This is a genomic window from Arcticibacterium sp. GJ41-1, assembly GCF_055808875.1.
The window spans coordinates 85,537-108,022 of the sequence record NZ_CM147888.1; the positions used below are offsets into that span (position 1 = coordinate 85,537).

Annotated in this window: 22 protein-coding genes; 10 read left to right on the forward strand and 12 right to left on the reverse strand. The window is 37.2% G+C overall.

Translation table 11 applies throughout. The features are described 5' to 3' along the window. Positions 1-149 precede the first annotated feature (149 nt). On the forward strand, positions 150-1,088 hold the full coding sequence (locus AC0L6O_RS00330) for a mechanosensitive ion channel family protein (RefSeq protein ID WP_473305473.1): 939 nt from the start codon (positions 150-152) through the stop codon (positions 1,086-1,088). A 102-nt stretch (positions 1,089-1,190) separates the two neighbouring features. Here AC0L6O_RS00330 and AC0L6O_RS00335 read toward each other — a convergent pair whose 3' ends face one another. From AC0L6O_RS00335 to AC0L6O_RS00355, 5 genes are all read right to left on the reverse strand, one after another. Then, on the reverse strand, positions 1,191-1,715 hold the full coding sequence (locus tag AC0L6O_RS00335) for a YceI family protein (protein ID WP_473305475.1): 525 nt from the start codon (positions 1,713-1,715) through the stop codon (positions 1,191-1,193). 109 nt (positions 1,716-1,824) lie between these two features. Then, positions 1,825-2,472, reverse strand: coding sequence for a hypothetical protein (locus tag AC0L6O_RS00340; RefSeq protein ID WP_473305476.1), 648 nt, complete (start codon positions 2,470-2,472; stop codon positions 1,825-1,827). 65 nt (positions 2,473-2,537) lie between these two features. Next, positions 2,538-3,635: a helix-turn-helix domain-containing protein gene (locus AC0L6O_RS00345; protein WP_473305477.1), complete on the reverse strand. Its 1,098-nt coding sequence runs from the start codon at positions 3,633-3,635 to the stop codon at positions 2,538-2,540. Positions 3,636-3,650: 15 nt separating this feature from the next. Continuing rightward, positions 3,651-4,961, reverse strand: a complete 1,311-nt coding sequence (locus AC0L6O_RS00350) for a DEAD/DEAH box helicase (RefSeq protein WP_473305478.1) — start codon at positions 4,959-4,961, stop codon at positions 3,651-3,653. A 66-nt stretch (positions 4,962-5,027) separates the two neighbouring features. Beyond that, complete coding sequence (locus AC0L6O_RS00355; protein ID WP_473308487.1) at positions 5,028-6,011, reverse strand: isoaspartyl peptidase/L-asparaginase family protein; 984 nt, start codon at positions 6,009-6,011, stop codon at positions 5,028-5,030. Between the two features lie 165 nt (positions 6,012-6,176). Between AC0L6O_RS00355 and purH the strand changes: the two genes are divergently transcribed. Together purH and AC0L6O_RS00365 are read left to right on the forward strand one after the other, a co-directional pair. Next, a complete protein-coding gene (gene purH / locus AC0L6O_RS00360; protein WP_473305479.1) occupies positions 6,177-7,691 on the forward strand; it encodes a bifunctional phosphoribosylaminoimidazolecarboxamide formyltransferase/IMP cyclohydrolase in 1,515 nt (504 codons plus the stop codon). Positions 7,692-7,767: 76 nt separating this feature from the next. Continuing rightward, positions 7,768-9,162, forward strand: a complete 1,395-nt coding sequence (locus AC0L6O_RS00365; protein ID WP_473305480.1) for an MBL fold metallo-hydrolase — start codon at positions 7,768-7,770, stop codon at positions 9,160-9,162. 41 nt (positions 9,163-9,203) lie between these two features. On the opposite strand, the gene AC0L6O_RS00370 is transcribed toward AC0L6O_RS00365, so the two are convergent. Together AC0L6O_RS00370 and AC0L6O_RS00375 are read right to left on the reverse strand one after the other, a co-directional pair. Further along, the gene (locus AC0L6O_RS00370) at positions 9,204-9,950 is read right to left on the reverse strand and encodes an ABC transporter ATP-binding protein (protein WP_473305482.1); all 747 of its coding nucleotides are present in this window, start codon (positions 9,948-9,950) and stop codon (positions 9,204-9,206) included. A gap of 6 nt (positions 9,951-9,956) precedes the next feature. Next, positions 9,957-10,691, reverse strand: a complete 735-nt coding sequence (locus AC0L6O_RS00375) for an MlaE family ABC transporter permease (RefSeq protein WP_473305483.1) — start codon at positions 10,689-10,691, stop codon at positions 9,957-9,959. 82 nt (positions 10,692-10,773) lie between these two features. Between AC0L6O_RS00375 and AC0L6O_RS00380 the strand changes: the two genes are divergently transcribed. The 5 genes from AC0L6O_RS00380 (at position 10,774) to AC0L6O_RS00400 (ending at position 15,850) form a co-directional block, all read left to right on the forward strand. Further along, positions 10,774-11,478, forward strand: a complete 705-nt coding sequence (locus AC0L6O_RS00380) for an SDR family oxidoreductase (protein ID WP_473305485.1) — start codon at positions 10,774-10,776, stop codon at positions 11,476-11,478. An 89-nt stretch (positions 11,479-11,567) separates the two neighbouring features. After that, positions 11,568-12,029 carry a DUF5606 family protein gene (locus tag AC0L6O_RS00385; protein ID WP_473305486.1) on the forward strand — a complete coding sequence of 154 codons (462 nt, stop codon included), beginning with the start codon at positions 11,568-11,570 and terminating at the stop codon, positions 12,027-12,029. Between the two features lie 135 nt (positions 12,030-12,164). After that, positions 12,165-13,082, forward strand: a complete 918-nt coding sequence (locus tag AC0L6O_RS00390; protein ID WP_473305488.1) for a hypothetical protein — start codon at positions 12,165-12,167, stop codon at positions 13,080-13,082. A 1-nt stretch (position 13,083) separates the two neighbouring features. Beyond that, the gene (nadA, locus tag AC0L6O_RS00395; RefSeq protein WP_473305489.1) at positions 13,084-14,043 is read left to right on the forward strand and encodes a quinolinate synthase NadA; all 960 of its coding nucleotides are present in this window, start codon (positions 13,084-13,086) and stop codon (positions 14,041-14,043) included. A 163-nt stretch (positions 14,044-14,206) separates the two neighbouring features. Next, positions 14,207-15,850, forward strand: coding sequence for a S41 family peptidase (locus AC0L6O_RS00400; RefSeq protein WP_473305490.1), 1,644 nt, complete (start codon positions 14,207-14,209; stop codon positions 15,848-15,850). Between the two features lie 2 nt (positions 15,851-15,852). Here the strand turns inward: AC0L6O_RS00400 and AC0L6O_RS00405 are convergent, their stop codons facing one another. From AC0L6O_RS00405 to rseP, 4 genes are all read right to left on the reverse strand, one after another. Continuing rightward, positions 15,853-16,302: a hypothetical protein gene (locus AC0L6O_RS00405; protein ID WP_473305492.1), complete on the reverse strand. Its 450-nt coding sequence runs from the start codon at positions 16,300-16,302 to the stop codon at positions 15,853-15,855. Between the two features lie 21 nt (positions 16,303-16,323). Next, on the reverse strand, positions 16,324-16,791 hold the full coding sequence (locus tag AC0L6O_RS00410) for a MarR family winged helix-turn-helix transcriptional regulator (protein ID WP_473305493.1): 468 nt from the start codon (positions 16,789-16,791) through the stop codon (positions 16,324-16,326). An 82-nt stretch (positions 16,792-16,873) separates the two neighbouring features. Then, positions 16,874-17,398: a DUF6702 family protein gene (locus AC0L6O_RS00415; protein ID WP_473305494.1), complete on the reverse strand. Its 525-nt coding sequence runs from the start codon at positions 17,396-17,398 to the stop codon at positions 16,874-16,876. Next, positions 17,373-18,719 (reverse strand): RIP metalloprotease RseP, encoded by a 1,347-nt coding sequence (rseP, locus tag AC0L6O_RS00420; RefSeq protein ID WP_473305495.1) that lies wholly within the window; start codon positions 18,717-18,719, stop codon positions 17,373-17,375. The genes AC0L6O_RS00415 and rseP overlap by 26 nt, the downstream gene beginning before the upstream one ends. 287 nt (positions 18,720-19,006) lie before the next feature. Here rseP and AC0L6O_RS00425 point away from each other — a divergent pair, with 287 nt between their 5' ends. Then, a complete protein-coding gene (locus tag AC0L6O_RS00425; RefSeq protein ID WP_473305496.1) occupies positions 19,007-19,972 on the forward strand; it encodes a YpdA family putative bacillithiol disulfide reductase in 966 nt (321 codons plus the stop codon). 30 nt (positions 19,973-20,002) lie between these two features. Further along, positions 20,003-20,701 (forward strand): 3'-5' exonuclease, encoded by a 699-nt coding sequence (locus AC0L6O_RS00430; protein ID WP_473305497.1) that lies wholly within the window; start codon positions 20,003-20,005, stop codon positions 20,699-20,701. A 272-nt stretch (positions 20,702-20,973) separates the two neighbouring features. Here the strand turns inward: AC0L6O_RS00430 and ilvA are convergent, their stop codons facing one another. Next, complete coding sequence (gene ilvA / locus AC0L6O_RS00435) at positions 20,974-22,221, reverse strand: threonine ammonia-lyase (protein ID WP_473305498.1); 1,248 nt, start codon at positions 22,219-22,221, stop codon at positions 20,974-20,976. Between the last annotated feature and the right edge of the window lie 265 nt (positions 22,222-22,486).

Genomic DNA, 22,486 nt, shown 5'->3' on the forward strand with positions numbered 1-22,486 from the left:
GAAAAAATTCTACAGTTCATGAATTTATCAATTGATTCTAGAGCCCTCTTTAAGCCTTATTTATAGGATAAGGTCAGAAGAGTTCTATTTATTCAAACGGAACAAATATTTTACGCTGAAGGTATAACCATACCAATTAGCAATAAAATATGTTTGAACTAGACCTTGATTCTTATAGCGAACCAGTAAAATTAATTCTAGAAAAAATAAATAATTGGGCTGCTGCATCAATTAAAATGCTCCCAAACTTCTTGGTTGCTGTTTTAACATTGATAGCATTTATAATAATAGCTCGAATAGTACGTCGGATTTTAACGAAGCTTTTAGATAAAACCACGAGCAACCTTGCTTTACAGAACCTTTTAATTCGCATTGGCTATTTTGCCATAATCGCAGTCGGTTTGTTCGCTGCTTTAGGTATTCTAGAATTAGATAAAACCGTTACTTCCCTCCTAGCGGGAGTTGGGGTAATTGGCTTAGCCTTAGGTTTCGCTTTTCAAGACATTGCCTCCAATTTTATCTCGGGGGTGATTTTAGCCGTTCGAAGTCCAATAAACATTGGCGACATTATAGAGGTTTCAGGGCACATGGGAACAGTAACAGACACTAACTTACGTGTTACATCTATCAAAACATTTCAAGGTCAAGAAGTCTTTATTCCTAACTCCACCATACTTCAAGATGCCATAGTAAATTATACCACTTACGGTAAAAGACGAATAGATTTGGCAGTAGGTGTCTCCTATGGCGAAGACCTAAGAAGAGTAAAAAAAGTAGTCTTAGATACCATTGACAAGATGCAAAATGTGATTGACCCTCAAAATACGATATTTGCGTACACAGGCTTTGGCGGTTCTTCTATAGATTTTGAAATTAAATTTTGGATTGACTATCCTGATCACCCTAGCTTCTTAGATATGCGAAGCGAAGCAATTATGTCCATCAAAGAAGCCTTTGACAATGCAGACATTATGATTCCGTATCCTATCAGAACTTTGGACTTCGGAATTAAAGGAGGAGAGAAACTTTCAGAAATGAAATTGAACTTGCTAGAGAATCAAGTTAATTCGCAAAGGGAAATTGATTAAAGCCTGTTCCCTGAACATCTCATAAACAGCCTATAAAGCAAAAAATCCGCTAGGTCTATCAGAAGACCTAAGCGGAATTTTGTCATTTTAAACCTAAACGTATTACCCTTTTGCTAACTGTATATTTAGTATCAATTTTACATCATCACTAACTACTATACCCCCAGCTTCTGTAACGCCATCCCATGTTAGACCAAACTCTTTACGCTTAATTTTGCCTGAAATGTCGAAACCTGCTTTTTCATTTCCATAAAAGTCTACCATTTTCCCACCAAACTCAACGTCAAGTTCAACTGGTTTAGTAACATCCTTTATGGTTAAATTACCTATTAATTTATAATCGTCAGAACCCTTTTTTTCGAAAGAAGTTGACTGAAACTTTAACTCTGGAAATTTCTCTGCATCAAAAAAGTCAGCACTCTTTAAGTGACCATCTCTGTCTGCATTCCCCGTAGAAATTGAGTCTGTTTTTGCTAAAAATGTGATGTCAGCATTTTCAAATGTCTCATCTTCTGCTTTTACTTGAGCGTCAAACTCACTAAAATTTCCTGTTACACTAGAAATCATTAAGTGTTTTACCTTAAACTGAACCTCTGAGTGCATTGTGTCAATATTCCAAATATTCATATTCATTGTTTTTACATTATATGTCGATACATATATACAACTCGGAATTTAAGATATTCGTTCCCACTGTCAGTAAAAATCTTCCCTACAACACCGAAAGCCAGAACGTTTAACGCCTAGGCCTTAGGTAATGCCTATACTTAAAAATGAAATAAGCGATTAGTAGATAGCCAATCACAGAAGGCACAAGTTGACTATAGGGCTGATAAGATTCATCAAGCACATTTCCTGCGGCAGCACAAATTAAGCCTCCAAACGAAGAAATTATCCTAATTATATGGTCATTTAACCATGATTTTCTTAAGTATTCGGTGGAATAAAAGTATTTCCCAAAATCATATATGACATGTGCCAAAAGAATAACCGAAGTAAAGTAAACCACAGGTTTACTCATGGCCGCTTTATCAATGTCAAATACGAAAAAATAGGCTAAAACCGTAATCAAGCCCAGAAGCTGTACAAAGCCATCAGTGAATGTTGGTCTTCGTTCTTTCAATTTCAAAGTTCTGTAACCAACAAAAGAGGTGTAGAAAACCATAACAGTTAACAGAAATAGAAATGGTCTAAACTCAAAAAATAAGGCTCCACACAAAGCTGTGAGTAAAACAACAGCAACACAGTACAAATATATCTTGCCAGATAAATTATGAATTCTTTTTCCCTTTTCACTTACCAGAGGCCAAAAGCCCACAAGGATAGCAAGGCTGCCAAAGGTGATGTGTGTTATGATGTTAATTTGATGTAATGTTTCTTTCATTGTTATTCGATTAATTTGAATCGAATTTCGAAAGACATCATCAGTTGAATGTATCAGCCGATAGGCTAATCTATTTTTTTACGGTATTCAGACGGACTAATACCCATTTTCTGATTGAAAGCTTTAGTAAAAGTAGACCTCGAATTAAAACCTGATTGATACGCCAAACCCTCGTTTGAAAGGTTTGAAAATTCATTATCCTTCATCAATTTGACTACCTCTCCTATTCTCAAATCGTTTATAAACTGATAAAAGGATTTGCCTTCATATTGATTTAATAACTGTGATAGATTATTGACCGATATCCCTAAAGATTCCGCCAACTCTTTGGCCTTAATATTTGGATTCAGGTATGGCTTTTCTTTTTCTATAAAACTAATCAACCTCTTTCTATAAACATCAGCCAATTCATCGTTCAATCCAGATTTTTGATATTTAGGGCTATTCTCTGAAAGTGAAATTACATCCGAAAAGATAGTCGTTTGCTTGAACCCAAAATACCCCACCACAAAAATATAAACAGTATTAAATATGGCGATAAACCGAAATGAATACTCTCTAGGAAACAAGTTAAAACGGGTAGCTAAATAGATAGTAGGAAAAGAGATTATCATGAAAATGACTGCTGCCAAAATCCACTTCTTTAACCAGTCAAGGTTAATCTTCTCCGTGTTTGAATAGTTTTCTTTCAGGCGTTTTTCAAAAGCTTTGAAAAAGCTATAACTCCAAAGAATATATAGGAATGGAATTAACACAAACAAATAGCCATAATAACTACTCACTATGTTTGAACCCCCATTAGTAGGAATTAAAAAACCATTATCTATGGCAAGATTATCGGCGTTTAATAAAATATAAAGTAGAAACGCCCCATAAGGGATAAGATGAAGAAACCAAGCACGCAACTTTGATTGCGTAAGCTCCGCCACATAAAACAAAAAAGCAGGACCTGCCAACAAAGGCGTACAGGCCAAAACTAAAATTAGGTTTTGAGATAAGACTTCGGAATAATGATAAACCAGTAGATAATACAACTGGCTCAAAATCATGACCAATAGCCAAAAAGACAAAATAGAGCCAGACCTTGATTTCTCTTTTTTAGAAAGTAAGAGTAAAATCAAAAAGGCAGATTGAACAATACTTAGAACAATCAAGGTCTTCATCTTAATGCGAAGGTCTTATTGACTTTTAGGAGAAGAACTACTTCCTGAATTTCGGTTCCCTTTGTAATTATTTGACTTCGGCTTCCCCTTATAACCACCCTTCCCTTTGTTAAAAGGTTTCTTTTTCCCTTTAAAATCTCCTTTTCCTTTGAAGTTTCCTCCTGATTTCTTTTCAGGTGTATAAGCTGGGCCTTCGCCTAAATCTTTCGGAATATCCATTTTAGGAACGTCGTCCCCAATCAAACTCTCAATTCTGAAAAACTTACGTTGGTCTTTCTGATTTATCAGCGTAATGGCCGTACCAGCGGAACCCGCACGAGCCGTTCTTCCAATTCTATGGATATAATCTTCTGGGTCAGGTGGGCAATCATAATTAACTACTAAGTCAATTCCTGTTACATCTATCCCCCTTGAAATAATATCTGTTCCTATAAGCACACGTACTTTACCCGCCTTAAACTCATTCATCAGTTCTTCTCTAGCCGTCTGGTCTAAATCAGAACTAAAGCCTCTTGCTCCTAATTTGTGCTTGTTAAGCTCACGCTCAATATTCTTTACATTCTCACGTGAAGAAGAAAACACAATGATGCTTTTATAGCTATCGTCTTTAAGAATTGAGGTAAGAAGCGGTAGTTTCTGCGTATCATAAACCACATAAGCTTCTTGCTTGATACCTTTAGCAGGCTTAGAAATAGCTATGTTAATTTGCTCAGGGTTCTTTAGTATCTTATTTGCCAACTGACGAATTTGTGGTGGCATAGTTGCTGAGAAAAGCAAGGTCTGTCTATTCTCTGGCAATTGCGAGCTAATGCGAAGAATATCTCCTAAAAAGCCCATATCTAGCATCCTATCTGCTTCATCTAAAATGAGATGCTGTAGCTTTGAAAAATCTACTTTATCAGAATTCATCAAAGCAATTAACCTACCTGGCGTAGCAATAACTAAGTCTGCTCCTGCCTCCAAAGCTCTCTTCTGCGTAATGAATGTGTCACCATCTCCTCCACCATAAACTGCTATAGAACTTACTCCTGTAAAGTAAGAAAGTCCTTCTACCTGCTGGTCAATTTGTATGGCCAATTCCCTAGTCGGTGTAATGACCAAGGTATTTAAATGTCTAGCTTCGTCAGGAAGCTGAGCAATTTTATGAAGTACCGGAAGAATAAAAGCTCCCGTTTTACCTGTTCCTGTTTGAGCACAAGCAATTAAATCTATCCCGTCAATAATCTTAGGAATAGCAAATTCTTGAATCGGTGTTGCTTTATCAAATCCAATGGCATCTAAGCCTTCAAGCAACCTTTCGTCTAATTTAAGTTCTTTAAATGTCAAATTTCTAGTGTTTTAAAGCACGTTGTTTTAACAAAACTAAACAAAAATTTAGCCATAATCTCTATTCTACTCTTTTACCAAGAAATCACTATCATAAACCTTTGTTTCTCCTCCTTGATTAATAGCGTAATTAAAACCTTTCTGAATAGCATACGCCCCATGGTTACCAACTTTATCAATTGCTAAAAAGCCAACTTGAAATTGTTCAAAGTCTTTCAACTTGTTCGCTATTCTTTTTACACCTTCTTCACAAGCCTCCTGCGGACTTCTTCCTTGACGCATTAGCTCTACTATAAGAAAAGACCCACACGTTTTCAAAACCAGTTCCCCTACACCAGTTGCCACCGCACCACCAACTTCATCATCTACATACATTCCAGCACCAATAATCGGAGAGTCTCCTACTCTACCATGCATTTTATAAGCCATCCCACTTGTGGTACAAGCTCCTGCAAGCTTTTTACTTTCGTCAATCGCCATTATACCAATAGTATCATGAAGCTCAATATTTGCCACTGGCTTATAATCGGCGGTTTTGACCCATTCCTTATATTGTTTTTCAGCCTCCTCTGTCAATATATTTTCCACTTCAAAACCTTCCTCTATCGCAAATTGCTGTGCCCCTGCTCCCGCCAACATCACATGAGGTGTTTTTTCCATGACTCTTCTGGCTACGGACAATGGATGCTTTATTCCTTGTAAAAAAGCAACCGAACCTGCGTTCATCTCCCAATCCATGATACAGGCATCTAGTGTTACTTTTCCGTCTCTATCTGGTCTTCCACCATATCCTACACTCATATCTTTAGGGTTGGCCTCCGGTACACTTCCACCTTTCTCCACCCCATCTAAAGAAGAACCTCCTTCATTCATAGCATTCATAGCGGCATCTACTGCATCTGCATTTGGTGCCCAGGTTGCAATGGATATTGGTAAACCAGGTTTTGAATTAACATTTTGAACGGGAGCTTTCTCCGTTTTACAAGCTAAAACACCCACAGAGGCTACCCCAATGGCACCTGATTTAATAAAATTTCTTCTTTTCATGATTCGTTTTTTTAAGGAATATTAAAAATGAAATTAAGAAAGAAAACCATTCTAAATAAATTTAATTTCGTTAGACTTCTCAGACTAAGCAAAAAGCCCCATGATAGTCTATCTTTTTCCTTTATTTTTGCAATTCAATTTCCCATAAGAATATACTACTTAATAAGAATGGCAAAGAAAATTCAATCGGCACTCATATCTGTTTTTTATAAAGACGGATTGGACAAAATCGCTAAATTATTACACGAGAATGATGTAACCATTTATTCAACTGGTGGTACCCAAAAGTTCATCGAAGAACTAGGGATACCTGTAGTGGCTGTTGAAGATTTAACTTCATACCCTTCCATTTTTGGAGGACGTGTTAAAACTTTACACCCTAAAATTTTTGGTGGTATTCTTCACAGAAGAGAAAATGCGGAAGATGTGAAAACAGCGGCCGACATGGAAATACCAGCAATAGACCTAGTCATTGTTGACCTATATCCTTTTGAAGAAACAGTAGCTTCTGGTGCTTCCGAAGATGACATCATCGAAAAAATTGACATTGGTGGAATAGCCTTAATAAGGGGAGCTGCCAAAAACTTCCAAGATGTTCTTATAGTTTCTTCTAGAAACCAATATGACGATGTTTACGATATTCTTGCCTCAAAAGGATGCGGAACAGACTTAGAAGATAGAAAAGAATATGCAAAGAAAGCTTTCGGCGTTAGTTCACACTACGACTCTGCTATTCATGGTTATTTCTCAGGAGCAGAAGATGCTGGCAACTTCAGAGCAGGAACTTCTAAAACCCTTAGATACGGAGAAAATCCTCACCAATCTGCTAGTTTCCATGGTGATTTAAATGCCATGTTTAACCAAATACACGGCAAAGAGTTATCTTATAACAACTTAGTAGATACCGATGCTGCCGTAAGGTTAATTGACGAATTCGAAGATTTGACATTCGTTATCATGAAGCATAATAATGCTTGTGGTGTAGCTACAGCGGCATCCGCCGTAGATGCTTACAAAAATGCTCTTTCATGTGACCCTGTTTCTGCATTTGGTGGCGTAATCATCACCAACACTACTGTAGATAAAGCTACGGCAGAAGCAATGCATCCCTTATTCTTTGAAATACTAGTAGCTCCAGCTTTTGACGAAGATGCATTAGCCATCTTAACAAAAAAGAAAGACAGAAGGCTACTCATCAGAAAGGCCGTTAAAACTTCAAAGAAACAATTTAGAAGTCTTTTAAACGGTGTCTTAGAACAAGACAAAGACATGACAATGGAATCTGGCAAAGATTTCAAAGCAGTTACCAAAACCAAACCTTCTGACTCAGAAGTTAAGGCTCTTGAATTTGCTTTAAAGATTTGCAAACACCTAAAATCAAACAATGTGGTTCTTGCCAAAGAGGGTCAATTACTATCATGTGGCGTAGGTCAAACTTCTAGAGTAGACGCTTTGAATCAAGCAATTGATAAAGCTAAACAATTTGGCTTCGATTTAAATGGTGCAGTGATGGCTTCTGAAGCTTTCTTCCCATTCCCTGATTGTGTTGAAATTGGAAACAAGGCAGGCATAAAAGCAGTAGTTCAGCCAGGTGGTTCTATTCGTGACCAACTGTCAATTGACTATTGTGACGAAAACGGTGTTGCCATGGTTATGACTGGCGTAAGACACTTCTTACATTGATATTACATTTTATGGAGTCTAGAACTTACTAGACTCCATCTTTTTATACATCACCTCACACTCAACCCTATATTAAATGAAAGTACAATTCTACGGAGCAGCTAGACGAGTAACAGGTAGCAAGCACCTATTGACCACAAATAAAGGAACTAAAATCCTTTTAGACTGTGGTTTGTTTCAGGGCATTGGAACTACAGAACTAAACAGTTCTTTCGGTTTTAATCCTAAAGATGTTGATTTCGTTATACTTTCTCATGCCCACATTGACCATACTGGCTTACTACCTAAACTAGTAAAAGAAGGTTTTAATGGAACTGTTTATTGCACTCACGCCACTAAGAGCCTTTGTGAAATAATGCTTATGGATTCGGCCAGAATTCAAGAAAGTGATGTAAAAAGAATAAATAAACGACGTAGAAAAAGAGGGGATGAATTACTAGAGCCGCTTTACCAAGAAGCTGATGCTCAAAAGGCCATTGACCTAATGGATACGAAAGGCTATCATACCAAATTTGAGATTGAAGAAGGTGTTAATTTTAGTTTTTACGAAACAGGTCACATACTAGGAAGTGCTGGTATTTATATTGAGTTTCAAGAGAACAACATCACGAAGTCATTGTTTTTCACAGGTGACATTGGAAGACCAAATGATAAAATATTAAGAGAACCTGAAGCTTTCCCACAAGCAGACTTTATTATTTCGGAGTCTACTTATGGCGACAAGCTCCATCCAGCAGAAGCTGACATTAGAGCCCACCTTTTAGAGGTAGTTAAAACCACTTGTGTTGAAAAGAAAGGCAGACTTATTATTCCAGCCTTTTCGGTAGATAGAACACAAGAATTGATTTATGCCTTAGATGTTTTAGAAAACGAAGGTTTACTACCAAGAATTCCTGTTTATATTGACAGTCCACTTTCTGTTAAAGCTACCTTAGTTATGCGTAAGCATGAAGAGGAGTTTAATCCAGAGATATTAGATTATATAAAAAGAGATGGGGATGCGTTTGGCTTTGAAAACCTAAACTACATCACCAAGGTTGACGATTCTAAAGCTATCAATGATTCTAAAGAGCCTTGCATTATCATATCATCGTCCGGGATGGCAGAAGCAGGTAGAATCAAGCATCACATTAAAAACAACTGTGAGAACGCAAATAACACTATCCTAATCGTTGGTTATTGTTCTCCTAGCTCATTAGGTTACCAAATAAAGATTAAAGCTCCTGAGCTAAGAATCTTTGGAGATACATTTAAGCTTAACGCCAATGTTGAGGTAATGGATTCTTTCTCTGCCCATGCTGATTATGCAGAAATGATCAGCTATTTAAGCTGCCAAGACACTTCACAGGTAAAAAAGCTATTCTTAGTACATGGTGAAATTGACAGGCAAACAGCCTTCAAAGCTAGATTGGAAAAAGTAGGGTTCAGTAATATAGAGATTCCTCAACACAAAGAGAGCTTTACTATTTAAGAGCAATGGTTTTTGAAATTTAGATTTCAAAAACCATTAGTTTACCCCCTCAATTGCCTCAAGGCATGATTTGAGAATACAAACTCATCTAGTTCTTGAATATGAGTCTTTAAGATAGACTGGCTATCTCCTTCCCATAGTTTTCTGCCTTTGTTAAGAAACATGATATAATCACCAATAGACAAAACGGAATTCATGTCATGGGTGATTACTACAGTGGTGGTATTATACTCCTCCGTAATTTCTTTAATCAACTCGTCAATTTTTATGGCCGTAAGCGGGTCTAATCCAGAATTTGGCTCATCACAGAAAAGATATTTCGGATTCATGACGATAGCTCTCGCTATACCCACTCGCTTTTTCATTCCACCAGAAACTTCAGAAGGCATCAATTTTCCTGTACCCTCTAAACCTACCCTTTGCAGACAAAGCTCTACCCTATCCCTTTTTTCAGACTCCGACATGGTGGTCAGCATCTTTAAGGGGAATTCTACATTTTCGTAAACAGTCTTAGAATCAAACAATGCTCCCCCCTGAAAGAGAACACCCATATCTCTTCTTACATCCTTTTTGTCTTCCTCTTCTTGAAGCAAAAAGCGTCTACCATCATATAAAACTTGGCCTTCTTCTGGCTTTACAAGGTCAAGCATACACTTTAAAAGCACACTCTTTCCTGTCCCACTGGCCCCAATAACTAAACTCGTCTTACCTTTTTCAAAGACTCCGTCAATCCCAAACAGAATTTGGCGACCGTTAAATGACTTTGATATATTCTTTATTTCTATCACTACAGCCTATCCAGTTAAAAGTTGAGCTAATAAATAATCCGCTACTAAAATAGCGATACAGCTATTAGTAACAGCCGTAGTACTTGCTTGTCCCACTTCCAAAGCACCTCCTTTAGTGTGATACCCTTTGTATGCAGAAATAGTGGTAATCAGAAAACCAAAGACAAAGGCTTTCACCAAGGCTATAATTATATTATAAGGAACAAAAGACGTCCTAATGCCATAAATATACTCTTCAGGAGTAAGTATTCCGGTTAAGGTTCCTGCCAAATAACCTCCATAAATCCCTAAAAAATCAGATAGAATAGCCAACAATGGAAAAGTAACCATGGAAGCCAAAACTTTAGGAAGCACTAAATAAGACGAAGCGTTGATTCCCATCACTTCCAAGGCATCTATTTGTTCGGTGATTCGCATGGTTCCTAGTTCACCAGCAATGTTAGATCCTACCTTACCAGCTAACACCACACACATAAATGTGGACGAAAGCTCTAACAGCATCATATCTCTAACTACATTACTCACAATGTAATTAGGAATAAAAGGGCTCACTAAATTGGCGTAAATCTGTACACAAGTTACAGCACCAATAAAAAAAGCCACAATGGACACAATGAAAACGGAATTGATGCCAATTTTGACACATTCGTCTATAAACCTTTCCCAGTAAACTTTGAAAGTTTCACGTCTTGTTAAAAGACTACCTAAGAAAAGGAAAAAATTTCCAGCAATAGAAAGCATTCTACCTATGATTTTAGCTCTCGCAAAGTTAATAAATTGATTGGGTATGCAATATCAAGTAGCTTTGTGCAAAAACCGAACCATGAACAAAGTTGCAGTAATAAGCGGGGCTTCAAAAGGAATAGGCCTAGCAATAGCAAATAAATTTGCATCAGAGGGTATTGACCTGATTATTACATCAAGAAATCAAGACGACCTAGACAAAATCAAAGTCGACCTAGAAAAGACGTATAATATTTCTGTCCATGTATTTAAAGCTGACATAAGTCAAAAGGAAGCTGTAAAAGCTTTTAGTGATTTCATAAATAGCCTAAACCGACCAATAGATATCCTTATAAACAATGCAGGAACCTTTCTCCAGGGAAACTTACTAGATGAGCCTGACGGAGCTTTAGAAACACAAATTGATACAAACCTTTACTCTGCTTATCATTTAACTAGAGGTGTAATAGCAAGTGTAAGGAAAGCACCTCAAGCTCATATTTTCAACATTTGCTCCATTGCCAGTTTACAGGCTTACAGCGGTTCTGGTTCTTATACTATTTCAAAATTTGCCTTGCTAGGTTTCAGTAAATCTTTGAGAGCAGAACTGCTCCCTGAAAAAATTAAAGTAACCGCTGTTTTACCTGGAGCCACGTTTACCAGCAGCTGGGAAGGAGTTGATTTACCTGAGTCTAGGTTTATTTCGGCCATAGATGTGGCGGACACTATTTGGTCGGCTTATTCGCTTTCCCCATCTGCTGTGGTAGAAGAAATAGTTATTAGACCTACAGAAGGAGACATTTAGTCTTCGTATCAAATAAAAACTTCGCAAAGGTTCTGAATTGAGAAAATTTAAAATCCTTACTTTTGCAGTCAAATTTAGAAAAACAATCAATGGAGGCTTTACAAGACGTAGCACACATTTCTGGAAGACCAGGATTATTTAGAATCATCAAACCAGGTCGTTCTGGAGTAATTGTCGAGAGCATGGACGGCAATAAAAAGAGAGAAATTGTCAATGTAAATGCCAAAGTCTCTGTTTTGAAAGATATTTCAATCTACAGTGAAGAGTATGACAAATCGACTCCACTTGCTGAAATATTCACAACACTTAAAGAACAACACGGAGAGAAAATTGATTTTGACACAAAAAAATCAACTCCAGCAGAATTCTTCACATTCTTTGAAGGCGTAATGCCTGATTTCGATAAAGAGCGTGTTTATTCTTCAGACGTTAAGAAGATTATTCAATGGTATAACCTTCTTGCAAAAGAAATGCCTGAGCTTTGGGAAACAAAAGCGGAAGAGCCAAAAGCGGAGAAAGAGCCAAAGAAAAAGCCTGCTAAGAAGAAATAACTTCTAAATTATACGTCAAAAAAGCAAAGAGCCTTTTTGACGTATAATAAATTTTCAGTGTAATGCCCTAGTCTATTTATGCATAGACTTTAAAAATTTGTATTTTGGTGGTTTACTATGAACAAGACAAACCAAATGTCACGACTTTCTTACTTAGTCCTACTCGTTCTAACCGTTGGTGCAGTAAATGCCCAGTCAGATTGCCTTTTAATTGAAAGTGCTACTTCTACATCTAAGGGATTGGAATCACAACTTAAGAACACCTACAACAACGAAAACAAACTCACTGAAGAGTACAGGGAAATCTTAGCTTCGCCAAATGGTAATTACACCCAAAAGAAAACTTTTGAGTACAATGCCAAAGGCTACTTAAGCAAGACAACAGAATTTATTAATGATGTGGTAAAGTCTGTCAAAAACAGAACTTACGACAACTTGGGTAACCTAATTTCTGAAACAGAAGGCTTAGAAACTACCGGAACAAACGTTATCAATAAACTTACTACCAGTGGTACAGGCTCTATCAAATTATACTTTGGCGAAAACAACACCATTAGCGGAACTGAAATCATTGAAAAAGATGCTTCAGGAAACATAACAAAGCATAATGTGCTTAATTCTGAAAACAAGCTTAACAGCTCCAAAGAATACCGTTATGATAATGAATCAAAAACGGTTTATGCTAAAAACAATGATGTAGTAGGCGGAATGGTAGAAGAAACCTACACAGACTATAATGCCAAAGGTCAAATATCTAAGGATAGCACCTATTTAAATAACACTTTAATTGCTAAAACGTTATTTGTATACACCAATGGTTTTTTGACTACAAAAACACGAATTGGAAGAAATAACAAAGTAGATTACGAAATTATTTACACCAATGATAACACAGGAAATGTCACAGAAGAGCGTTTTATATATAATGGCGAGTTATTAAGCCGTGTAGAAAACAGCTATGACGAGTTTGATAACCTGGTAGTTGAAAAAAGGTATAATAAAGGAAATCAACTTTTAAGAACAAAAACATGGGAGTATAACTGCCCAAACTGATATGGTAGCAACAGAAATTGATTACGTGGCTGAAATCGCCAGACTTAAAAAAGAGAAAAACGCGGTTATACTAGCCCACTATTATCAAACTGCCGACATTCAGGATGTAGCTGATTATATTGGCGACAGCCTTGGCCTTTCACAGCAAGCTGCAAAAACCGAAGCAGATGTCATCGTTTTTGCTGGTGTTAGATTTATGGCTGAAACTGCTAAAATCCTTTCTCCAAAAAAGAAAGTAGTATTGCCAGATATTAATGCAGGCTGCTCTTTGGAAGAGTCGGCCCCTGCTGACAAATTTCTTGCTTTCAAAAAACAGCACCCAGAAGCAGTGGTTATTTCTTACGTAAACTGCTCTGCTGAATTAAAAACATTGACCGATATAGTTTGTACGAGCACCAATGCAATCAAAATTGTTGAAAGCGTACCTAAAGACAAGCAAATCATATTTGCACCAGACAAAAATCTGGGAGACTATCTAAACAGAAAAACAGGTAGAGATATGATTTTATGGGATGGTGCTTGTATGGTGCACGAAGCTTTTTCGGCAGACATGATTGCTGATTTAAAAGCAAAACACCCAGATGCTACCATCATAGCCCATCCAGAAAGTGAAAAACCAGTTTTAGACAATGCTGAATATATTGGTTCTACTACTGGTCTTTTAAAATACACTATGAACAGCCCTTCTAAAGAGTTTATAGTAGCTACCGAATCAGGTATTCTTCACCAAATGAAGAAAGCCTCTCCAGAAAAAACATTTCATGTGGCACCTACGGTCAAAAACGGACATCCTTGTATTGCTTGTTCTGACTGCCCGCACATGAAATTAAACACCATGGAAAAGCTTTATAGATGCCTTTTAGATGAGTCTCCTGAAATTATACTTTCAGACGATATTCTAAAACAAGCCAAAGCTCCGATTGACAAAATGTTAGAAATTTCTGCCAAGCACGGACTATAAGCTTTTATTGATACGCACTAAAAAAACATCGTATTCAAGAATGCGTGGTCTTTATGTCGGTATCTTACGTAATGAGAATAATTGATAAATTATTGCTTTCCTGCGGAAACTAAAGCATCCCATTTACCAGTTATTACTACAGTCTCCTATTAACAAGAGAAAAATGCAAAAAATTAAGAATAGTAAGTTCGCCATCAGAATCCCAATTATTGTTGCGATAACTTTAGTTGCTGGTATACAGATTGGTGCAAAATTTTTCGGCAACCAAAACATGGTTGGCGATGTAATAAAGTCTTCAAGCAAGTTTAAAGAAATCCTAACCTACATTGACAGAAGCTATGTAGACCCTGTTGACACGGATTCTCTTGCGGAATATGGTATTGCAAAAATGTTAGAAAAACTTGACCCACATACCGCATATCTTCCAGCAAAAGAAGCTCAACTAGCCATGTCCGAACTTCAAAATGGTTTTGACGGCATAGGCGTAGAATTCAATATTTTCAATGACACTGTTTATGTGGTTACACCGCTTTCTGGAGGCCCTTCTGAAGAAGTGGGAATTCTCAGCGGTGATGCCATTTTAGAAGCAAATGAAGTAAGTCTAACAGGAGAGCAGCTAAACACTCGTTTGATATTTAATACACTCAGAGGAGAACGAGGAACAGAGGTTAAAATGAAAATTAAACGTAAAGGCTTTAAAGAGCCTTTAGAGTTCACCGTTTTAAGAGACAAAATCCCAACTTACTCAGTGGATGCTTCCTACTTAATGGAAGACGGTAAAACTGGTTATATCAAAATCAATAGATTTTCAGAAACTACGTATGACGAATTTCTTAGTGGCTTAAAAGGATTAAAAGCAGAAGGAATGACCCAACTGGTTTTAGACCTAAGAGGAAACCCTGGTGGATATTTAGAAAGGGCTACAGCAATTGCTGATGAGTTTATTTCAGGAAACGACGTATTAGTATACACGGACGGTAAAGACGACCGGAACGACCGCAAAATGTACGCTAGACATAAAGGAATTTTTGAAAAGGGAGCCTTGGTGGTATTAGTAGACGAGGGAAGTGCCTCCGCATCTGAAATTGTTTCTGGAGCATTACAAGATTATGATCGAGCTTTGATAATAGGAAGAAGGACTTTTGGAAAGGGTTTAGTGCAAGCACCTATTTCTTTATCTGACGGCTCTGAACTGCGATTGACCATTTCTAGATACTATATTCCATCTGGAAGAAGTATCCAAAAACCATATACTTCTGGCGATTTGCAAGACTATTATGGTGAATTAAACGAAAGAGGTGAACATGGTGAGTTCTTTTCTGAAGATAGCATTAAAAACGATGTGAAAAATCAGTACAAAACCGTGGGCGGCCGAACTGTTTACGGTGGTGGCGGAATTACACCTGATGTTTTTGTGAGTAGAGACACATCACATATTAGCAGATATCTTATGGAGCTTTATGGCACTAATATCATTAGAGAATACGCCCTTGAGTACGCTAACGACAATGCAGATAAATTGAACAAAATGGAGTTCAACAACTTCCTTAAAAGTTTCAATGTAAGCGACGCTATGCTTCAAGAAATTATTAAGAAAGGAAAATCTCTAGGCATAGAATATGTGGCAAAAGATTACGCTAAATCTAAAAGCTTTATTCAAGGACAAGTAAAAGCATTAATAGCAAGAAGCATCTGGAAAGACACCAATGGATTGAGTAACTCTTTCTACAAGGTTATTGGAAAAGATGACGAAATGCTAAAAGCAGCAATGAACCACTTTGAAGAGGCGAAAAGCTTAGGAAAATAGGTTTATTTATTCTTCCTAGAAAAATTATAAGCTACACCGAGTCGGGTTCTTAAAAGGCCCGACTCAAAGTCGCTAGCCACATAAGGAGAAAGTTCAAAAGCTATCTGCACTTGTGGATACTTATCAAAAGGGGCTGAACGCACACCGAAATTAAAAAAATACCCTTCAAATACATCTCCATCTTGAAAAGAAGCTAGATAATTAAGCCTAATCCCCCCTCCAAGATAAAATCTCCCTTTCTGGTTTTGATTAATATTTATAGCTGGTGCTATTTCGGTGCTTAGCGATGAAAAAAATGAGTTTGTTTGAAAACGTAAATCTCCCCAAACCCGTAAATCAGGATTAGTAGAAACCGAGAGAATAGAACTAAAAGGGTAATAAGCGACACTTTGTGCTTTGCATGTTACACTTAGGCCAATAACTAGAGATAATAGTAGAAGTGCTTTTTTCATAATTGACCAAAATTAGAAAACTTATGTCAATTCCAATGCCATAATTCCCGCTTTTGGGTCAGATGTTTGTACTTCCACAGCCTCTTTAATTTTATCAAGAACCTCAATGAAGACAGTAAGCTCCTTTTCTGGAATTACTTTTTTTATGGCTTCATTAAAAGCAATAACACCATCTCTAGCAAACGAGCGTTTTGCTTTACCTTTTTCAGTCAAAAAAACATTTACAAATCGTTTGTCTTTAACATCTGTCTCTCTGTAAATCCAACCCTTTGCTTCTAAAGACTTTAGCATTCGCGTCAAACTCCTTGGCTCCATTCCTATGGAAGGACCAATTTTAGTGGCTGGAGTACCGTGTTCCAAATCTATATTGAGGAGTACGTAGCCAATAGACATGGTCATGTCGTTTTGAGCGGCATACACATTATACATTCTGGATACAGCGTGCCATGTCCACTTAATATGGAAGTCTATTGTTTCTTCTTTTTTCATGATTCAGATTAGAATTCTAACCCCACAAAGTTAGAAGAGAAAAATTCGTATGCAAGCATACTATTCAAAGAAATTCTATGAATTAACGAGGATAGGACTGTAATTTAGAGTCCTTTGCAAAAATCAAGGTGTGTCTACCACCATCTTTTAAAAGATTTAAAAGATTATTTTGGTCGTCAAAAAGATCCATTAGGACAATATTCAGAATACTATAACTTTCTAACTCTTTACTATACGGTAGTTCTAAATAAATCCATGAAACATCAGGCTCTGCCTCAATTCCTAGGTAATTCGCAAACTTAACTTCCTTTCCTTTTACGAATGCAAAATGTTTATTGAGATACTTTTTGACAAAAGGCTCAAGGACTTCATCATTGAGAACAATATTTTTTTTGCCACTGCTTTGTTCAATCGCCAATTGAAAATCATCAGTAAAAACCCTCATCGTAATCTCAAAAGAGTTCGATGAGGGATTATATTTCATTTCCGTTAAAGACGTATGGAAATCATGTTTAACAGATCTAAAAGAAAGAAGACCGAGAGTCATTAGAACACAAATGTATCTAAGTCCTATTTTCATCTTAGAAGAGTGCTTGCATGGTATCATTGAACATGATATAAGCCAGAAGTCCTAGTAAAATCACCATTCCTATTTGCTGCGTACGCTCCATAAACTTAGGAGAAGGTGCTTTCCCAGAAATCATCTCATAAATCAATAAAACAGCGTGACCTCCGTCCAAAGCCGGAATTGGCAATAAGTTCATAAAAGCCAATGCCATTGAAAGCATACCCGTAATCATCCAGAACCTAGTCCAGTCCCAAACACCTCCATAAAACTTTCTAGCTATTCCTACAGGGCCAGCCAAAGCTTTCCCAGCTGAAACCTGACCCGTGAAAATCTTTTTGAAACCTTTAATATTATCAGTGATAACAGAAAATGCTCTGCCCGAGCCCATCATAAATGCTTCACCAACTCCTAAGTCTGTGTGGCTATAATTTAAATCAGGAACTGATTGAAATCCTAATTTACCATCTTCTGTTAAAGTAGGCTTTATAGTTACCGTATCGTCTCCTCTCTTTACAACTAGTTCAACTTCTTTTCCAGAGTTCTTTGCCGCTAAAGCAGAGAATTGATGATAAAAATCAACATTATCACCATTGAAATTTAGTATTCTATCTCCCTCTTTTAAACCAGACTCTTCTGCTGGCATGTCTGGCACTATTTCCCCAACACTAAAAGTTTGCAAAGCATCAATAAAGCCTTCGTTCTCTTCATCAGAGAGCTTTTCATACAAATCGTTTGGAATAGGGATTTCAATAGACTTTCCTTCTCTTTCTACCGTGTAGTAAACATTCTCTCCCAAAATCACATCAGAGCCCATAGCCTCAGAAAAGTTTTCAATTTTCTTTCCTGCTACGCCAACAATTTTGTCGCCTGTTTTAAGACCAATCTCTTCAGCTATTGGATGTGCTACTATTCCTAATTTATTAACCTCGTCCATTGACAGGTAATTATCACCTGCCTTATAGGTCATTCCCCAAAAAATAAGAACGCCTAAAACTATATTCACAATTACGCCACCAAGCATTACAATTAATCTCTGCCATGCTGGTTTAGCTCTAAACTCATAAGGTTTTGGCTCTTCCGAAAGTTTTGAGGCGTCAGTAGTCTCATCAATCATACCTTCAATATCTACATAGCCACCCATTGGAAACCATCCTAAACCATATTCAGTATCACCTTTTTTCTTTTTCCAAAGAGCAAAATTCAAAACATTTGGCATTGGAAATAAGAAATCAAAAAATATGTAAAACTTGTTTACACGGATTCCAAAAATTCTAGCAGCAATAAAATGCCCCCACTCATGCAATCCCACTAAAACAGTAAGGCCCAGCAAAAGCTGACCGGCCATAATTAATCCTTCCATATTCTTTTTCCTGTTCCCCTACAGGCATCTTTTATCAATTTTCTCTTCTTGGGGCAAGAAGTATTTCTTTAAACGCTAAACAAATCTATCCCGCAAACACATAATGGTTTACAGCCTGCAAAAGTCGCTTTTTCTTAACGAGAAAACAATCATTCAGATTATTAAGCTTTCAAACTTTACAAAATCGAAACACAATTAATTTACAGCTCGTTCAGAACCAATTGACATTTTATCTTTGTTCCGTATTACAGATAGTGAACGCTAACGCTCTCAAAAAGGTGTAAATAATGACAAAAACGGATATTGTAATTGTTGGTGCAGGCCCTATTGGCTTGGCTTGTGGTATTGAGGCTAAAAAAAATGGCCTTTCTTATGTAATCATAGAAAAGGGTGCTCTTGTTAACTCTTTATATAATTATCCGCTTAACATGACCTTTTTTAGCACCTCAGAAAGATTGGAAATTGGCAATGTTCCGTTTATGACCGTCAATTCTAAGCCTACGCGTACAGAAGCATTAGAATATTACCGAAGAGTTACAAGCCAGTGGAACCTAAATGTTAAGCTTTTTGAGGCAGTAGAAAATGTTGAAACAGATGGCGAAAAATACATTGTAAAAACATCGAAATCAGCGTATCAAACCTCCAATGTTGTGGTTTGCACAGGATTTTATGATATACCGCACTTAATGGACGTACCGGGCGAAGACCTTCCAAAAGTCACTCACTATTATAAAGACCCTAACTTTTACGCATTTCAAAAAGTACTGGTAGTAGGCTCAAGCAATTCTGCCGTAGATGCCGCCATGGAAACATGGAGAAAAGGAGCTGAGGTAACCATGGTTATTAGAAATAAGGAAATAGGCACACGTGTCAAATATTGGGTAAAACCCGATGTAGAAAACAGAATAAAAGAAGGGTCAATAAAAGCCTATTTCAACTCAAACATAGTATCAATAGACGAAAAAACGGTGTCAATAAAGACACCTGAGGGCATTACCACCATTGACAATGATTGGGTAATAGCCATGACGGGTTATCAACCAAACTTACCTTTTTTAGAAAAAATTGGCATCAAACTCTCTGACGACAAAGTCATGAAACCCCAGTACAACGAAACAAGCATGGAAACGAACCTGCCCAATATTTACTTGGCTGGCGTGGTATGTGGCGGCATGAATACACATAGTTTGTTTATTGAAAACTCAAGGGTGCATGCAGAGCAGATAGTGCAGTCAATTTTGGATAAAAGGTAATTATTAAACTGATTCTTTTATCTTTAACGCATGGATCCACTTCTTTTTAACATACTTTTTCTAGACATAGAAACTGCCGCTCAGTATAAAACTTACGAGGAATTACCTGAAAGGTTTAGGCCTCTTTGGGACAAAAAAGCTTCCTACTTAAAAACGGATGAATCGCTTTCATCTGCAGAAGTGTACAATGAAAGGGCAGCTATTTATTCTGAGTTTGGTCAAGTGATTTGTATTGGCATTGGCGGACTTTACCTTAATGAGGACAAAGAACCTCGCCTTAAAACGAAAGTTTTAAGTGCAAGCTCCGAAAAAGAACTTTTAGAAAAATTCTCAGCCATATTAGATAAGCATAGAGCCAAAAACTCCCTCCAACTCTGTGCCCATAATGGAAAAGAGTTTGACTTCCCTTACCTATCAAGAAGAATGCTTATAAATGGACTTAAACTTCCAGAAGCATTAGACCTTGGAGGCAAAAAGCCTTGGGAAATCAACCATATTGATACCATGGAGCTTTGGAAGTTTGGTGATTATAAGAAATTCACTTCATTAGATTTATTAGCCGCAGTTTTTGATATCCCAAGCAGTAAATCTGACATTTCTGGTGCAGACGTAAATCGTGTTTATCACGAGGAAAATGATTTGGAGAAAATCAAGACGTACTGTGAAAGAGATGTGGCTGTTTTAGCCCAACTTTATTTGAAGATGAGAGGTTTAAGTTATCAATTATGAAAAAGTGTAGGGCAAATATAGTTTGAGAGAACAAACTTCAACCCCATCAGGATTGCAATGAACCTCTAGCCTTCTTTTCTATTCATATTCAAGCCCTTCGGGCTTGTACTCTTATAAGCTATTCGAACAAGTTATTTTAAAGTGAAATTCTCCAATTTAAACTTTCATTAAAGCAAGAAAGCCCTGCGGGCTTTAAGCCGAATAGAAAGCAATACTTCCACAACGCAGAGAAGCCTGAAAGGCTTCAAGATTTCCATTCCACGAAACCAATATCAAACCAAAAACTCAAACAACTCAGGTTTATCATTGATATAAGTAAACTTAAGCCCCAAAGCCTTCATCCTTTCTATTAGGGCATCAAAGTTTTCCTTCTTTTTAATTTCAATGCCTACTAAAGCAGGGCCTCTTTCGCGAGCTGTCTTTTTAGAGTACTCGAAGAAAACTATGTCATCCGTTGGGCTCAGCACATCGTCTAAAAACTCTTTCATAGCACCCGCTCTTTGAGCAAAGCGTATAATAAAATAATGTTTTAGCCCTTCATAAACCAATGAACGCTCACGAATCTCCTCCATCCTTAGAATATCGTTATTACCTCCACCAATAACACAAACTACATTCTTCCCTTTTATTTTTTCCTGAACCTTAGACAAGGCCGCAATACTTAAAGCTCCTGCTGGCTCTGCCACAATAGCCTCTTCACTATATAAATCCAAAATCACAGAACAAGCTTTGCCCTCAGGCACAAGAATTACTTCAGACAAGCTTTTTTTACAAATATCAAAGGTTATCTCTCCTACTCTTGCCACAGCAGCACCATCTACAAACCTATCCATCTCACTCAAAGTTATCAGCTCTCCAGCGTCAATAGAACCTTTCATAGATGCCGCTCCAGTAGGCTCCACGCCAATTAGTTTAGTTTGCGGACTTAATTGATTAAAAACAGTAGAAATACCAGAAGCCAAACCTCCACCACCAATGGCAAATAAAATATAGTCAATCTTAAAGTTGGCGTCTTTGAATATTTCAAGCCCTACTGTTCCTTGACCTTCTATAACTTTTAAATCGTCAAATGGGTGTATAAAAGTACCTCCAGACTTTGTGGTATATTCTTTTGCCGCCTCAGAAGCATCATCAAAAGAATCTCCAACCAGCTTAATATCGATCCACGCTCCTCCGAAAAACTTTACTTGCTTTATTTTTTGAGCTGGTGTGGTAGTGGGCATAAAAATAGTGCCATGCGACTTCAACTTTTGACAAGCCCAAGCTACCCCCTGAGCATGATTTCCTGCTGAAGCACAGATTACACCTTTACTCAGTATCTCATTGCTTAAAGAAGCCATTTTGTTATAAGCACCTCTTAATTTATAAGAACGAACCAGCTGTAAGTCTTCTCGCTTTAAATAAATGTTAGCTCCAAACTTCTCTGACAGGTTAACATTATATTGTAGTGGTGTATGTGTCACTATTCCGGTCAGTAATTCTGCGGCGGTATAAATATTTTCTAATTCTGGAGATTGCATTTTTCTATTTTAAGTAGCCGTAAATTAAAAGAGCTTTAAAGCAAAAGACAATCAAAAACACAATTATCAAATCTAAGGCTACGGCATTGACCTCAAACCTAGCCTTTATTAAAGATTCTCAGCTGTTCTTCTTTTAACGGAATACAGCTATAAGGCATAATTTTTGCACCATTATTACCTCATATTGCACAAAAGAAAGAAGGGCTCTTCACATCAGGCAAATTGGTCTAAAATAGTTTTTTAATAGCTCTTATTAAAATATAAT